At 47.1% G+C, this 15,835-nt stretch carries 15 protein-coding genes; 6 read left to right on the forward strand and 9 right to left on the reverse strand.

What is annotated here, in order from left to right:
* Positions 1 to 57 precede the first annotated feature (57 nt).
* Positions 58 to 219 carry a hypothetical protein gene (locus QUB70_RS27580; RefSeq protein ID WP_332984726.1) on the reverse strand — a complete coding sequence of 54 codons (162 nt, stop codon included), beginning with the start codon at positions 217 to 219 and terminating at the stop codon, positions 58 to 60.
* Entirely contained in the window at positions 216 to 848 is a 633-nt protein-coding gene (locus QUB70_RS27585; protein ID WP_332984728.1) for a Vat family streptogramin A O-acetyltransferase, read from the reverse strand. The genes QUB70_RS27580 and QUB70_RS27585 overlap by 4 nt, the downstream gene beginning before the upstream one ends.
* 133 nt (positions 849 to 981) lie before the next feature.
* Between QUB70_RS27585 and QUB70_RS27590 the strand changes: the two genes are divergently transcribed.
* The 3 genes from QUB70_RS27590 (at position 982) to QUB70_RS27600 (ending at position 2,862) form a co-directional block, all read left to right on the forward strand.
* Entirely contained in the window at positions 982 to 1,539 is a 558-nt protein-coding gene (locus QUB70_RS27590) for a GNAT family N-acetyltransferase (RefSeq protein WP_332984729.1), read from the forward strand.
* 160 nt (positions 1,540 to 1,699) lie between these two features.
* The gene (locus tag QUB70_RS27595; RefSeq protein WP_332984731.1) at positions 1,700 to 2,071 is read left to right on the forward strand and encodes a DUF2237 family protein; all 372 of its coding nucleotides are present in this window, start codon (positions 1,700 to 1,702) and stop codon (positions 2,069 to 2,071) included.
* A gap of 308 nt (positions 2,072 to 2,379) precedes the next feature.
* Entirely contained in the window at positions 2,380 to 2,862 is a 483-nt protein-coding gene (locus QUB70_RS27600) for a GNAT family N-acetyltransferase (RefSeq protein WP_332984732.1), read from the forward strand.
* A 72-nt stretch (positions 2,863 to 2,934) separates the two neighbouring features.
* Here the strand turns inward: QUB70_RS27600 and QUB70_RS27605 are convergent, their stop codons facing one another.
* Positions 2,935 to 4,137 (reverse strand): Coenzyme F420 hydrogenase/dehydrogenase, beta subunit C-terminal domain, encoded by a 1,203-nt coding sequence (locus QUB70_RS27605; RefSeq protein WP_332984733.1) that lies wholly within the window; start codon positions 4,135 to 4,137, stop codon positions 2,935 to 2,937.
* A gap of 412 nt (positions 4,138 to 4,549) precedes the next feature.
* Between QUB70_RS27605 and QUB70_RS27610 the strand changes: the two genes are divergently transcribed.
* Positions 4,550 to 5,095 (forward strand): hypothetical protein, encoded by a 546-nt coding sequence (locus tag QUB70_RS27610; RefSeq protein WP_332984734.1) that lies wholly within the window; start codon positions 4,550 to 4,552, stop codon positions 5,093 to 5,095.
* A gap of 568 nt (positions 5,096 to 5,663) precedes the next feature.
* Here QUB70_RS27610 and QUB70_RS27615 read toward each other — a convergent pair.
* From QUB70_RS27615 to psbZ, 6 genes are all read right to left on the reverse strand, one after another.
* Positions 5,664 to 7,148 (reverse strand): DEAD/DEAH box helicase, encoded by a 1,485-nt coding sequence (locus QUB70_RS27615; protein WP_332984735.1) that lies wholly within the window; start codon positions 7,146 to 7,148, stop codon positions 5,664 to 5,666.
* Positions 7,149 to 7,932: 784 nt separating this feature from the next.
* Entirely contained in the window at positions 7,933 to 9,243 is a 1,311-nt protein-coding gene (gene rimO, locus QUB70_RS27620) for a 30S ribosomal protein S12 methylthiotransferase RimO (protein WP_332984736.1), read from the reverse strand.
* A 152-nt stretch (positions 9,244 to 9,395) separates the two neighbouring features.
* A complete protein-coding gene (locus tag QUB70_RS27625; RefSeq protein ID WP_332984737.1) occupies positions 9,396 to 10,019 on the reverse strand; it encodes a Uma2 family endonuclease in 624 nt (207 codons plus the stop codon).
* Positions 10,020 to 10,233: 214 nt separating this feature from the next.
* Positions 10,234 to 10,473 carry a Uma2 family endonuclease gene (locus QUB70_RS27630; protein ID WP_332984738.1) on the reverse strand — a complete coding sequence of 80 codons (240 nt, stop codon included), beginning with the start codon at positions 10,471 to 10,473 and terminating at the stop codon, positions 10,234 to 10,236.
* 107 nt (positions 10,474 to 10,580) lie between these two features.
* Positions 10,581 to 11,135, reverse strand: coding sequence for a 6,7-dimethyl-8-ribityllumazine synthase (ribH, locus tag QUB70_RS27635; RefSeq protein ID WP_332984739.1), 555 nt, complete (start codon positions 11,133 to 11,135; stop codon positions 10,581 to 10,583).
* 220 nt (positions 11,136 to 11,355) lie between these two features.
* Positions 11,356 to 11,547: a photosystem II reaction center protein PsbZ gene (psbZ, locus tag QUB70_RS27640; RefSeq protein ID WP_190735314.1), complete on the reverse strand. Its 192-nt coding sequence runs from the start codon at positions 11,545 to 11,547 to the stop codon at positions 11,356 to 11,358.
* Between the two features lie 316 nt (positions 11,548 to 11,863).
* On the opposite strand from psbZ, the gene QUB70_RS27645 reads away from it, so the two are divergent.
* The gene (locus QUB70_RS27645) at positions 11,864 to 15,133 is read left to right on the forward strand and encodes a CBS domain-containing protein (protein WP_332984743.1); all 3,270 of its coding nucleotides are present in this window, start codon (positions 11,864 to 11,866) and stop codon (positions 15,131 to 15,133) included.
* A 90-nt stretch (positions 15,134 to 15,223) separates the two neighbouring features.
* Entirely contained in the window at positions 15,224 to 15,724 is a 501-nt protein-coding gene (locus QUB70_RS27650; protein WP_332984741.1) for a DUF2127 domain-containing protein, read from the forward strand.
* Positions 15,725 to 15,835 lie beyond the last annotated feature (111 nt).

A 15,835-nucleotide genomic window follows, 5' to 3' on the forward strand; every position in this document is an offset into this window, starting at 1 on the left:
GACTGAATCTGTCTTGAATGCCCGTTCTGGTCGGATTCCTCCTTCTCTTCTGCCACGCTAACCCCGTGAACTTCTACCAATAATCAGACCGACAATAAATCTGATGATTGTTCCGAAGCCGAAAATAAAGCCGAGCGGCATGGCATTTCCGCCATAAGCTTTGTCAATTTCGGCAAATTCTGCTAAAGTTAAAACTTTGACATCATCGGGCAAATTCACTCGGCATTTTTGAGTGCTTGAATATCGCCTTGCATAATTTTGCTGACATTGCGCGAAATCTTATCAATTTCCCAATCCCACCACCTAATTTCTAATAGTTGTGCAACTTCACCATCGCTAAAACGCTGTTTGATTGGATGTGCGGGGTTTCCACCGACAACAGTGTAAGGGGGAATGTCTTTTACTACAACGGATTTGGCGGCAATAACTGCACCGTCGCCGATTTTGACTCCGGGCATAATCATGGATTCATAGCCAATCCAAACATCATTGTCAATGACGGTATCGCCTTTACTTGGCAGTTCGATTAATAAATTCATGGCTGTTTCCCAACCATTCCCAAAAACCGGAAAAGGATAAGTTGAAATCCCGTCGAGTTTGTGATTCGCACCGTTCATAATGAATTTGACGTTGGTGGCGATCGCACAAAATTTACCAATAATTAATCGATCGTTTCCGTAGTTATAAAGTACATTTTTCTCAAAGTTTTCTGGATCTATTGGATCGTCGTAATATGAGTAATCGCCGACGATAATGTTGGGGGATTTAATAAAGTTTTTGATGAAGCATACGCGCCGCTGATCGGCCATCGGATAAGGTCGGTTTGGATCTGGCCCAATTTCTGTCATAACTTTCAATCCTTATTCGTTAAGCTGCTGGATTTATGTACTGTTAATTCGAGTTAGGTTGGCTTTTGTTTCTTTAACATAGAGCAGTATATCTTGTCAAGTGGTAAATTTTTGGTCGATCGCCCTGCAAGAAATGAGAGAAAATGGTAAAATCCAACATCCGTCCGCCTTCGGAAGCGGTATAAAATGCCAAATTAAGATAAAAGAAGCGATCGAAGTGAGAGAATTTATGAGAGTACGAACCTACGAAATCGGCGATACCCAGCAAATTCTAAAACTGTTTTACGACACCGTACACCAAGTAAACATCCGCGATTACACAAAAGCACAAGTAGATGCTTGGGCTCCAGCCGATATCGATCTTGAAAGTTGGACTAAAAGTTTAAGCAGTAAATTTACTTTCGTAGCAGAAGAAGGTGATAAAATTGCAGGTTTTGCGGAATTAGAAGCCAGCGGCCATATCGATCGCTTTTACTGTCATCAAGATTTTCAAAGACAAGGAGTTGGTCGGCTGATTTTAGCACAGATTGATGCAAAAGCCCGAAACTTAGGAATTAAAAAGTTATTTACAGAAGCTAGTATTACCGCTAAACCTTTCTTTGAAAGCCAAGGATTTATAGTTGTTAGAAAGCAAGAAGTAGAACGGAGAGGACAAAAGTTTATTAACTTTGCAATGGAAAAAAATATATAAGGATCGCAAATTAAATAACTTACAATTTTAATTGTTATTGTGGGATGGGCGGGACGCCCAACCCCTACTCCCCACTTTCAAGAGTGGAAGTTATTAAATTTTCATTCCTAAACAACGATTTGTGTAAAATTAGATCGAAGAGTTTTACTCAGGAGTTGCGATGGTGACGGAAGCTACAAATGTGCTGGGCGGAAAATTAGAGACTTGCTGCACTTCGCCAATGACGGGCTATTATCGGGACGGCCAATGCAATACAGGCGGCGGCGACTTCGGGGCTCACACAGTTTGTGCTCAACTGACGGAAGAGTTTTTGACATTCACCAAGTCGAATGGAAATGATTTGAGCACTCCGGTTCCCGAATTTAACTTTCCCGGTTTGAAGCCTGGGGATTGCTGGTGTTTGTGCGCTTCTCGCTGGAAGGAAGCAATGGATGCAGGAGTTGCACCGCCTGTGGTTTTGGCCGCGACTCACGCCTTGACTTTGGAATACGTTTCTTTGGATGAATTGAAGCAACACGCTGCTGATTTGTAGGAATGTGCGCATTTGTCATAGAAACTGTAGGGTGCGTCAGTTGGCGTTATTTTTTCAATAATCCAGGCGTTATTTACCGACGCACTCTACAAGAGATTTATTGCATAAATGTTTGATTGATAGGTTAACCGCAGATGTAATGCAGATAAACACAGATCAACGCAGATACTTTCAAGAGAATTTGCGAATGAATGCAATTTTGTCTAATAATTCAGCCGACTCCTAGGGTGCGTTAGTTAGCGTTATTGTTTCAATATCCAACAGCTTCTGACGCTGGGCACGCTACAAGATTTCAACTGGAGTTCATCATGATTCGATCGACCACCCCCGATGACACGATCGCCCTAATCGCCCTAGCCGAAGCGACTGGCTTGTTCGAGGCGAACCAACTCGACGAGGTTCGCGAAATGGTGGCCGATTACTTCAGCGGTAACAGCGACAGCGACAGCGATCGCTTCTGGATTACCGATGACGACGGCGGGCCCGTGGGTGTCGCCTACTGCGAACTGGAACCGATGACCGATCGCACGTGGAACCTGCAATTAATCGCCATCCTACCCGATCGCCAGGGACAAGGACGCGGTGCGACACTGCTGCGGTACGTTGAACAAACATTGACGGCGCGGGGCGGGCGCGTGCTGCTGGTGGAAACGTCGGGACTACCAGAGTTCGATCGCACGCGGGCGTTCTACCGCAAGTGCGGTTACGACGAGGAAGCGCGCATCCGCGACTTCTACAAAGCGGGCGATGACAAGATCGTTTACCGCAAGGCGATCGCCGCTCAGGCGTAGACTCGTAAGGTGCGTCAGTAGCATTATTGTTTCAATAATCCAACAGCTTCTGACGCTTGGCACCCGACAAGTTTACAAATCTGGCAACTTATACTGCCCGACAATCCGCTTAGCATATTCCGGCACATGAGCCTCCAATTTCTCCGGGTAATTCCGCTTCACGTACAGATAATTGCGAGTGAAATGAGAATCAATCGAAAACCGAGCATATTCCAAACCCTTCGGCCCAATTCTTTCAATAAACACTCCCATTAACTTCGCCGCCCACATCGGCAAAGTCACCCCTTTTTCATAAGCCGGAATGCTTTGCTGAACCGCTTCTTTTCTGTTTCCCTGAGACATCACCGGCTGAGTATTTAACTGATCCGTTACCAAGTCTAACATCTCTTGCCCGGTGTCATTTCGCACTACAATCCACTGCCAGCCAAAAGGTGCGCCCATGTAGCCCACAACTAAATCTGCTAAAGAATTGACATAATCAAAACAGCTCAAACAAGAAGGAGCAAAAACATCTTTCAACTCCTTAGTATTCAACCCGAAGAACGGCACTTTTTCTTCCGAACCATCTTCGTGTTTGAAGTGAACGTTAAAGTCTTGCATAAACTCATAAGACACAACTGTTTCGGGAGAGCGGCTAGTCGTGTCTAGGAATTTCTGCAAGCCTGCACGGCTGACATTATCCACACAGGGAGTTCCCAAAACGTAGAGCTTTTCTAAACCGAGTTTTTTCTCGACTGTTCGCAAGGCTTGAATTTGACAGCCGACGCCAATTACTAACAGTCGCTTCATCCCCGATTGTTCGATTTGTTCTAATACTGAAAGGTTGGGGGAGAGAGTGGGTTTGTTTACTTTTGCGGCCAGAATTTCTTCGCGATTTCTCGCAATAATCGGCATCGGCTGAAAGCGGTCTTCCTTTGTATTTTGGACGCAAACAACGCCTTCTACAATTCCTTTTTCGAGCATTTCAATCGCAATTGTGCTGACGATTCCCGTCCACTGAGCGCCCTCGATCGGCTCTTTTTTCCGAGCCGCCATCATGTTTTGACTGACTCCGAAATACCAATCGTCGGGATTGTCGAGATTTCGCGATCGCCCGTGAATCTCTGCTTCTAATTCTGCGATATGCTGTGTTAAGAAAGCGCAAGATTCCTTGACATAATGGATGTAATATGTATCGCACAAACCGCACTCGCTGCAAAGTTCTTTAGCGGGGCGGCGGCTACCTGGTTTCAGGGCTTTGGATTTTTGGTGCTTAATAGAATCTGTTGCGGTCATCTAAATTGCTAATTTTATCGAGATATGGCTTTTGTTAGGATATCACAGCAATTTCCGTTGATTTACCTCCTTTATTCTTTCTTTCAGTCCTCGCAGGCGGACGCAAGCTTGTGCGGGAGCAAATTCGGTTCGCCCGAAATTGGGGGTTTTCAAAGCTTAAAAAATATTAGTCAGGACTTACGTAGGTTGCGCTAGAAACCCGGTTTATTGCTGAATACCTCACTGTTAAACCTAAGATTTATGGTAAAAACCGGGTTTCTTTGTGTAGTTTTGGTAAAAAAATTCGGTTTCAAAGCATCGCCCTGCGTCCAGGAGTGTTTGTGTAAGTCCTATTAGTATCAATCCGGATTGAGCGGGCGATCGCCCGAATAAACTGCCAAATAAAGCTATAAAAAAAATGGTAAAATGGTTTGTGACAACAGCCGTCGCTAGCATCACGATCAATCTCGCAATTTCGAGCTTAGGATTTGCTGCTTTAGTTCGCCCCGTTGCCGGTATGAATCAAACTGTTGTCGCTTTAGAAAGAATGCTCAGCGCGACACAAAAGCCGACGGCACTGAACTATTCGCGCCTGGGGATTGGCGGCGTTCGGTTGGGGATGGCTGTAGAAGAGGCAAAACGTAAGTTGGGAAAACCGCAGCGCGACGAAACTAAACCTGCTGGGCCTGGCATCGGCGGCAAGATTCGCACGCTAACCTACTCAGGATTGACGGTAGCAGCATGGGATGGCAAAGTTTATTTAGTTTCTACTACCAATCCCAAGTTTCTGACAATTGATGGTGTGAAGCTAGGAGATAACAGCCAAAAAGTTGTTAAAACTTACGGTTACGGGTCGCAATCTGTGCAGGGTGGAGTGACTCGGTTGACTTACAGCAATGACCAAAAGGCTTCTAATTTGATTGTGGAAATTAAGGGCGATCGCGTGCAAAAAATTATTGTGAGCACGCAGCTAAACTGAAATATTAAACAACAGTGCAAAAGTCCCGGTTCACAAGTTTGTAGTAATGACTTTATTCCTTATTGATGAGGATTTTTAGCATTTCTGTGAGTTGACTGGAGGGCTTTTTCCTGATGTGCGATCGCCCGCGTCTCCTTAATCCTCTTCATCATCATCCGACAATTTTGTCATTTCCTCAGCAATTAGTGTCTGAAACTCCTCTCCGCAGTGAACGTTGAGATGGATTGCAGAGAGGAAGGAACTCTGCTAGAATTTCAGCTTTTTGTCGATCGCTCAAATCAGGTAACTGAAGCTGATGGATTAAAGTAATCACATTTTGACACTTAGTACCCTATTCATCAATTAACGTACTCAGCGTAGAATTAGTTACAGCAATTGTCCGATCGCTTTCCTTGCATCTTTACTTATCCAATTCTCAGTCCGCTAGGAGTGGACGAAAGTTTGTTCGCGGTTTCAACCGCGCCCGCGATCTCGGATTTGGGATCACACCCATAAAAGAAAGTAGAGGTGCGATCGATCGCATCTCTACAAAAATTCTAAATAAGGTGCACATTGTGCACCCTACCAATTAGCTGTTTTGGGGAACAGGAGCACTCGGTGTTCCTGAAAAAGTCGGCGCTACAGAATTACTCGGCGCACCAGTCTTAGCCCGCTTCTTGATCAAGATAGGCTTGACGCTGTTTTCTCCGCCAATCGGGGGATCTTCTTGTTGAGCGTAATCAGCGCCCATCCAAGCCGGACGGCTTTGATCGAAAGCCATTTGCAAAGCAGCAGCGGCGATCGCGTGGGAGTCGTACTCCTCGGATAACTGAGACACCAGAGGCAAGAAAGATGCCATCCGTTCGCCAGCCAAAGCTTCGCGAACTTTACCCTGCATCTTTTCCAACTGACGAGCTTCAATTTGCGCCCTTGTCGGAATGTTTCGCACCGTCAAGCTCGATCGCACGTGGCGTTCAATTAAGCGCAGTTTGCGGCGATCGACCGGTTGAATCAGCGTAATCGCCGTTCCTTCGCGACCGGCCCGGCCCGTGCGTCCGATCCGGTGAACGTAGCTTTCTACGCTATCGGGCAAATCGTAGTTAATAACGTGAGTCAAGTGATCCACATCCAAACCCCGTGCCGCAATATCAGTCGCCACTACCCAGCGCACCTGACATTGGCGGAACCGATGCAGCAAGCGTTCCCGCTGTGCCTGATTCAAATTACCGTGATACTCGTCAACGCTGTGACCTGCTGCTTGCAGTTGGCTGGTGAGTTCCGCAGCCGACTGGCGAGTCCGCACAAAAATCAGTGCAGATTCCGGGTCTTCCATTTCGAGAATTGGCTGCAAAGCTCTTGCCTTCGACCAGCCCCGGGGAATCATGTACACGCCTTGGCTGATGCGCTTTGGCGTTGCTTTTGGCTGTTCTACGGTGACGTTAACTGGGTTGCGCAAATGCCGCGACACCAATTTCCGAATGGAAGCTTCCATCGTCGCCGAGAAAAACGCTGTTTGACGTTCTTTTGGTGCAGCATCCAAGATTTTTTCCACATCTTGGATAAAGCCCATGCTCAGCATTTCGTCAGCTTCATCCAAAACCAGCCATTTTACCTTGTCTAGTTTCAGGCTGCCGCGGCTGAGCATATCCAATATGCGTCCGGGTGTACCGACAACGATGTGAACGCCGCGCTTCAAACGCTGCATTTGTCGATCGATCGATTGACCGCCGTACACTGTCAGAACTTGCAGAGAGCGACCGACTTTTACCGGGCCGTCGCTGCTGATGCCGCTCAAATCGCGAATGGCTTCAGTTACTTGCATCGCCAATTCGCGAGTCGGTGTCAGCACGAGTGCTTGCACCGCCGTGAGGTCTAAATCAATCCGCTCCAAGATGGGCAACGAGAATGCTGCCGTTTTGCCTGTCCCTGTTTGGGCTTGGCCCACAACGTCGCGACCTGCTAGCAAGTGCGGAATTGCTTGTACTTGGATGGGAGTAGGTTCTGTAAAGCCTAGTGTTTCCAGATGGAGAACGAGTTCTTCCGAAAGACCTAAGCCTTCAAACAATAAATTCATTAATGCTCCTAATAACGAGTCTTAGCCTTCTAAGTTGCCCAACTCGGATGCGGATTTCTGCTCGGCGGCAGGAACTCATAAGAGTTCTTTATGGTGCTGCGCCTGCGCGCACCTTCTTAAATAGCAATCGAGTATAGGGCAGCTCCGTCGATGGTGACTAAATTTACCAATTCGACAGCCGTCTTTGATTTTGTGACATCACCGATACCAACCGCCAGGGGTCGGGTTATAGGCTTCCAACATTCTTAAAACAGGACATTGGACTTCCTTTGAGGTACTTGCAAGCTTTCCCTCTTAGGCATTTTATAGTGAGGATCATGACCAGCCCCACTTTACTACATAGTAATAGTAGTAACAGGTTTTTTCGTTCAGGCGCTATCCCGCAATCCGTCGCCTGCGGGATTGAGCAGGGAATGCTGCGACCGTTACCGCCTATCCATCTCAACACTCTTTCGGTATACCGTTGTGGTGTAGGGCGGACGGCGAAGCAATCTCAAGATTATCCCCGCTTATTTCTGGCTTGTTATCATCATAACTCTTTACATTCAGAAACAAAAGATTAAATTTGTTAAAATTTTCCGATCGTTCTGTAGAGATTACCGCACCCCGACGGGGAGCGTCGATTGCCACTAGAGGCTACTAAAGGTTTATTAACCCCTTTCCTACGTATCTTTGCACAATGTTGTACAAACCGTTACTTTTTCTGCACAATCGGCTAATCATTTTTGGCTAGTGTCCGGTTTTGGTTCGCCACGTCGCCCGATCGCGACAGTTGCAGCAAGACTTATATTTCACCATGAAGGTCGTAGACATCTGCACCAGTAATTTTCACAGATACGATCGAACCCAGCCGCGCTTCTCCTGTCACATAGACGAGTCCATCTACTTCTGGGGAAAATCGGGCGGATCTACCAATCAACTCGCCTGTCTCTGGTTGTTCTTGTTCTATCAGGACATCAACTACCTGACCGACAGACTCTTGATTCTTCTTCAATGATATAGGTTGTTGTGCCGCCATTACCGAATTGCGCCAAATTTCCATTGTTTCTGCTGGCAGTTGATTTGGCAAGCTGTAGGCTGGGGTGCCTTCTTCGGCGGAAAATGTGAATACTCCGACGTGATCGAATTCGTGGCGCTTGACAAATTCCAGCAAGTGTGCTGCGTGTTCTTCGGTTTCGCCCGGGAAGCCGACAATAAAAGTTGTCCGCATTACGGCGCCGGGAATTGCTGCTTTGAGCCGATCGACTATAGCATCATTGATCCCCGCTTGAAAAGGCCGATTCATCGCCCGCAGAATTTCGGGATGGGAATGTTGCAGGGGTAAATCCAAATAAGGTAAAACGTTAGGCGTTTCCCGGATTGCCGCGACAACTTGCGGAGTCAAACCTGTAGGATAGGCGTAGTGCATCCGAATCCAAGGCACATCTACTTCACCCAAAGCCCGAAGCAGTTCGGCAAGTTTGGGTTCGCCGTAGATATCTTTGCCGTAGTTGGTGGTAATTTGAGAAATTAGGATAATTTCCTTTACCCCTTCCGACGCCAATTGCTTAGCTTCGGCGACGATAGATTCGATCGTCCGCGACCGTTGATTTCCGCGCAGATGCGGGATAATGCAAAAAGCACAGCGGTAGTCACAGCCCTCTGCTATTCGCAGATAAGCGACACCTTCCGATGTCGTGCGGTAGCGGGGAGTTGTTTCGTCAGCGATGTAAGTAGGTTCGCTAGAGACGAGGGAAACTCGATCGCCCTTTTCGACCTGCTGCATGACATCGACGATTTTATGATAGTCGCCCGTGCCGACAATTGCGACTGCTTCCGGCAATTCGTCCAGCAATTCTTGTTTAAAATGCTGTGCCATGCAGCCGGTGATGACTACTTTTTTATTAGCTTCTGCCAATTCTACCAAGGTGCGGACTGACTCTTCTCGCGCAGCTTGGATAAAACTGCAAGTATTGACGACGACGTAATCGGCTAATTCTTCATTAGAATCCACTTGATAGCCCGCTTGAGCCAGCAAGCCAATCATGTGTTCGGTATCGATGCGATTTTTTTCGCAGCCGAGGTGAGTAAATGCGATCGTTGGCTTCGTTGCCATGAAGTAATATTTGCTGTTGCGATATTTCTAAGAACGTTTTATGGTATCACACAATTTGATGATCTGCAATGTGTAAGTGAAAGCTCTCGACTGTTGTCGTGTTCGTATGCGATCGTCACATAGAAGATCACCCTTTGCATAATTTCGACTCGCTAGTTCGGCAAGCCAGCGACAAAAATCTGGTCGGCCGTCAACCTCAACTCTGGGAACGCCAGCGACTCAACTATGTCATCTCCCTGAAACTGGTTGATTTGATATTCCCCGTCAACCAACTGGTAAACCGAGATAGTAGGTTGTTTCGGATTGCCAATGAAGCGTCTGCCGCCCAAAGCAGCATAATCCACAACCCAATATTCCGGGATACCCAGTCTTTCATAATCAGCTACTTTAACCAGGTAATCATCTTGCCAGTTCGTGCTGACTACTTCTACAGCCAGTCGTACCGAAGACCCCATCGTGATGATGGATTCTTTTTTCCAGCGTGGTTCGTTTGCAAGTGCGGTTCTGTCTAAGACTATTACGTCTGGCTGATAACCTGCTTCATCACGGGAAAGCTTGAGTAAGCAGTCACCTGGAATTGAGTAGGGTAATTGCAGTCGCCTGATTTCAAAATTGATTTCACTGGAGATGAAACCCGTAACGTCGGAATGGTCGCCGGTTCCTAAAGGCATTTCAACAATTACTCCATTGTGTAATTCGTACTTGTGGACAGAGTTCTCTGGATACCAAGCAACGAACTCATCAAACGTGATTGTTTTGGATATGGTTTGGATCATGTTGTGGTTTCCTCTGTCTAGCGATTAGTATGCGGAAAGCTCAAAGATGGCACAAGGACTTTTGGCAACGTTGCCAAAAGTCCTTGACATTGGAAGTGAAGTGTGCTATGATAGAGCGTCCACAATGTCAAAATACCGATCGCGCCGATCGACTAAATCTAAAATCAGTATCTACGCGATCGATCGTTGTGAGCGATTGTATCTTATTTTTAAATTAGGCTGGAAACACCAAAGACAAATCCAGAGACAAATCGGGAAAACCCGGAATTGCAACAGCTTCATCGGGCATAACCACTTTTTGCGATCGATAATTGAAATCCCCTTGTCTTTTTTGATCGGGTTCGCTGTACATTGCCAGTTGATTATCAACCAAGTTAAATATCCAATAATTAGAAATCCCTGCTTCCGCGTAGAGAGATAACTTAGTTTTGCGATCGTACTTCAACGAGTGCAAATATATTCGTAGGGGCGAAGCATTCCGGCAGTAAATCTCTGGTTCTCAATAATCAATCGTCTGCCGGAATGCTTCGCCCTTGCACTGGTTGAGATGCACCCAATACATCAAGCCCGATTAGCCTCACCCGAAAGCACTTGAACAGCAGTAGTTGCAGGTAATTGCTCGTAAGAATTTGCGCCCAAACCATTAACTTGACGCATCAAAGTGCCCATTTCCAAAGCACTCATCGCATAATTCCAGCCCAAATTGCTCTTAATTCCGGCCCTTTCCAAAGCTTGCTGCATCGTGTCAGTCGTCACCACGCCAAAAATCACCGGCACCCCGCTTTGAAAAGCAGCCGCAGCAATTCCCTTAGAAACCTCACCAGCCACAAAATCGAAATGAGGAGTTTGGCCCCGAATTACCGCACCCAGACAGATTACCGCATCGTAGCGGCGAGAAAAAGCAGCTTGGCGCGCCACCAAAGGAATCTCAAAACATCCCGGAACCCAATAAAAATCAACTTGATTCCCATGAGGATTAATATCAACCCCGTGGCGTTTCAAACAATCTTGACATCCTTCCAAAAGTTTGTTGACAATCAAATCATTAAAACGACCGATGACAATAGCAAACCGCAAAGATTCTGTTTGAGTAAAAGTTCCCTCGTAAACAGTCATAGTGTTCTAGTTTAGATTTTAGGTTTTAGATTTTAGATTTTTGTTTGTGAGAAGGCAAAAGTCAGAAAGCAGCAGCATCTCATCTGAATTTCAAGTGCAAAAACATACAGGATCGCGCGGCCTGGAAAATTCCTAGCTTCTGCCGAATGCCTTTCAATCCCTGGCGAATGCCTTCATCCTTCTATCTTTTACCTTCTTTGTTCGAGAGAGTTGGGTGAAATTAAACGACTAAAAAGTTCAATACACCCACTGCAATAACCAGCAAAAACCAGAGACCAGACCCGACATAAATCAGGGATTTAGACTGATTCCAGTTTTGGGGAGAGGCATAAGCAACTGGCACGCCAACGACCATCACAAAAGACAGCAGTACCAGACCCAGTAAAACCACTTGAAACAGAATTGATAACATCTTTTCTCCTTTCGATATAACCGTGCGTTGATCGGAAATAGTTTTCCAGAACCGAAAAAAATCTTCCAAATTCTAGTTTTTGACAGTTTCCCGATACTCGATCGAGAGATTGTCGGTTGATTGATAGGAAAGAACCAGTGCAAATTCGGGCGTTGCGCGAACAGGCGTCAGCGGTTCTTGAGATTTTTATCAATTTTATCATTGTTCGCTACACGATAGAAAACTGGAAAGGTTAAGTTAAAGCCCGATCGACACATCCGGTGTCAGAGTCCGAGAAATTGCTACTGTGAGAGTTAGAGATGCGGGATTTTCGGCTATGGACTTAGTTTTGTGCCACACAACAGCAGATTTTGACGCCTTGGGGGCGGCGGTGGGACTTTGCGTGCTGCGCCCCGGTAGCAGGATCGTGCTCGCAGGCGGGTGTCACCCGACGGTGCGGGATTTTTTGGCGCTACACCGCGACGAGTACCCGCTGATTGAACGCCGATCGGTCAATCCGCAACAAATTCGATCGATTAGTATAGTTGATGCCTCGCAGCGCGATCGTTTGGGAAAAGCCGCCGAGTGGCTGGATTTGCCACACCTGAGCGAAATAGCGGTTTTCGACCATCACCTACAGGCCCATTTGGACATTCCCGCTACTGTTACCCAGATCGAAGCAGTCGGAGCCACCACTACATTAATTGTCGAAAAGCTCAGAGAAAAGAGCGATCCAGAATTTCACCTTCAGCCTTCAGAAGCAACAGTAATGGCCCTCGGCATCCACGTCGATACAGGTTCCCTCACCTTTGACGGCGCAACAGCCCGAGATGCAATAGCTTTGGCCTGGTTGATGGAACAGGGAGCGAGTTTGCGGGTAATCGCTGAATATGTAGAACCCGGTTTGTCTCCTCAATTGCAAGATTTGCTCAGAGAAGCGCTGAATAATTTGCGATCGGAAACTTTGCACGGTTACAGCGTAGCCTGGGTGCTGCTATCTACTGAAGCTTACGTTCCAGGACTTTCTTCGCTGGCTTCTCGCTTGCTCGATTTGACTGAAACCGATGCTCTGCTTTTAGGCAATGTTTATAAATTTAGCGAAAACGAAAAAAACCGCAACATCGCTCCCGAATCGCCAGTTTCCAATCGATTAACTATTATCGGTCGATCGCGCATCGAAGGCACAAACCTCAGCGAATTGTTCAAACCCTTCGGCGGCGGAGGCCACGCCCGCGCCGCTTCCCTCGCCACCCGCGATGTTGACCCCCTGCTGACTTTAAATCAGTTAGCTGACGAACTCAAAACTCAAATTCCCCACCCTCCCACAGCCCGCGAATTAATGTCGTCTCCAGTGCGGAGTATTCGCCCGGAAACCTCGGTGGGAGAGGCTCACCGTATCCTCCTGCGTTACGGACATTCGGGGCTTTCGGTGGTCGATGCGGGCGATCGGCTTACCGGGATTATCTCGCGCCGCGACATAGACATTGCCCTGCACCACGGTTTCAGTCACGCCCCGGTGAAGGGTTACATGACTCCGCAGCTAAAAACGATCGCCCCAGATACTTTGCTGCCGGAAATTGAATCTTTAATGGTGACATACGATATCGGGCGCTTGCCAGTATTGGAAAACGGCCAACTGGTGGGAATTGTGACTCGCACTGACGTGTTGCGGGAATTGCACCAGCAAAAAGCGCGTGACAGGGGAAGTAATGCAGAATTGTCTTATTGTGCCGTGCCCGAATCAGTGGAACAGTTGTTGCGATCGCGCATCAGTGCCGAATTGTGGCAATTATTGTCGATCGCAGCCAATATTGCACGAGAGCGCGGCTGGCAACTTTATATTGTCGGTGGCGCAGTGCGGGATTTACTGTTAGCGACGGATGATACCGAGGGCGGGCAAGATGCCCACCCCACAACCACATTAAACTCTTGTGGAACAGGCATCTTGCCTGTTGCTGATAGTGCCACAAATAATTTAGCGACGGACGATCGACTGGCACTAACTGACATTGATTTGGTAGTGGATGGAAACTGCGGTTCCGACGATTCCGGTGCCGGTGTCGAGTTAGCTGCATCGCTGCAAAAGCTTTACCCCGACTCGCGTTTGGACGTTCACGGTCAATTTCAAACCGCCGCGCTTTTGTGGCACAAAGACTCTGCTTTCGGCTCCCTGTGGGTGGATATCGCTACGGCTCGCACTGAATTTTACCCTTATCCGGCTGCAAATCCTGAAGTTGAAGCGAGTTCGATCCGTCAAGATTTGTACCGCAGGGATTTTACAATTAATGCGCTGGCTGTGCGGTTGGGTGTTCCTCGCAGCGGCGAATTGTTAGATTTTTTTGGCGGTTTGCTGGATTTGGAAGCGCGGCAAATTCGAGTTTTGCACGCCAACAGTTTTATCGAAGATCCGACGCGAATTTATCGCGCTGTGCGGTTTGCGGTGCGGCTGGGATTTGCGATCGAGCCGCAGACTGAAGGATATATCCGCCACGCTTTGGAAAGCGGGATTTATTACCGCATTCAGGGAGAAAACGGCCGAGCTCCGGCTTTGGAAACTCGGCTGAAAAGCGAGTTGAAATACATTTTGCAAGCTCCTTACTGGAAAGTTGCTTTGCAAATGTTAGGAGATTTGCAGGCTTTGCGCTGCATTCATCCTAGTTTGGAGTTGGATCGCCAGTTGTGGCGGCAACTGCGTTTGCTCGATCGGTGTTTGAATGGAAGGAAGAAGGAAGGTTCGGCAACGGATTATGTAACGGATGTAACGGATGTCAGGAAGAAGGAGGAGGGAAGTTCGGCAACGGATTCTGTAACGGATGTAACGGATGTAACGGATGTAAAGGATGTCAGGAAGAAGCAAGAAGGAAGTTCGGCAACGGATTCTGTAACGGATGTAACGGATGTAACGGATGTAAAGGATGTCAGGAAGAAGCAAGAAGGAAGTTCGGCAACGGATTATGTAACGGATGTAACGGATGTAACGGATGTCAGGAAGAAGGAGGAGGGAAGTTCGGCAACGGATTCTGTAACGGATGTAACGGATGTCAGTCCGATGTCCGTCGGAAGAAGGAAGAAGGATGAAGGAAGAGAAAATTCCCAATTCCCAATTCCCAATTCCCAATTCCCAATTCCCAATTCCCAATTCCCAATTATTAATATTCCCGATTGGCAGATGCGGCTGGAAGTTTTGATAGCTTATTTAGCACCGGAATATCGCGACAAGGTGGCTGCAAATCTTCAGTTACCCGCTGACAGCATTAAGCGGCTGCAACATTTGGAAGCCGGAAAGAACCAGCTAGTAGAGAATTTGCCGAAGTGCAATTTGCCGAGTCAATTGGTGTTGCTGTTGAGGAATTATGAATTGCCGGTGTTAATTGCGATTGCCCTGCAAAGTCCGCGAAGTGTCCGCGGCCAAATTTGGGCATATATCACCAAGTGGGCAAATGTTGAGCCGCCTTTAAACGGCAACGATTTGAAGGCTTTGGGCTATAAGCCGGGGCCTGGGTTTAAACGTATGTTGGATGATTTGTTGGCGGCGAGGTTGGATGGCGATTTGGGCGATCGGGCTTCTGCGATCTCTTTCTTAGCACAACGTTATCCTCAAGCTTAGTAGGGTGTGTCAGCCGCGCGTTATTTTTTCTATAATCGATCGGCTAATTGCTGGTGCACTATACTAACTTTTGAGTTTTCAATCCCAAAGATGCTAAGAAGCCGATCGCACATTATTGATATTCCCAAAATTAATTTGAATAAACAGCGCCCTCCTGGTTTAATCGCAATTGTCCTTTACAAAACTTTTGTTGCTGCCCTCTTGACAGTAACTTCGATCGCTTTGCTTTTAGCACTGAAGAATCATCAAGCCTTGGAGGATTTTTCGGATTCTTTCTTCTTAGAAACCAAACTTAAGATTGTTGAATTTTTATTAGATAAAGTTCTAATTGTTAAGCCTAAAACCTTACTGTTTAGCGGAATGGCTGCCGGACTCTATGCAGTTTTAACTGCTGTTGAAGCGGTGGGTTTATGGTACGAAAAAGGCTGGGCAACAATCTTAGTTTTAGTGCTGGTAGGCATCAGTATCCCGCCTGAAATTTATGAGTTAGTTCAGGGTGTCACCGTACTTAAGTTAGCGGCATTTATCGCAAATGTAGCCGTGTTGTGGTATTTGCTGCACCATTTGCCGAAGCACGGTAAGGGTTCTTAAAGTTCCGATGATTCAGAAGAAACTCACTTGATTTTTTGACACTCCCCGCGCGATCGCGACGGGGATTCTTAAGACATTTCGGTCTTAATATCCCTATTACTAGGGTTTCCG

Source organism: Microcoleus sp. A003_D6 (assembly GCF_036702825.1).
Taxonomy (GTDB): Bacteria; Cyanobacteriota; Cyanobacteriia; order Cyanobacteriales; family Microcoleaceae; genus Microcoleus.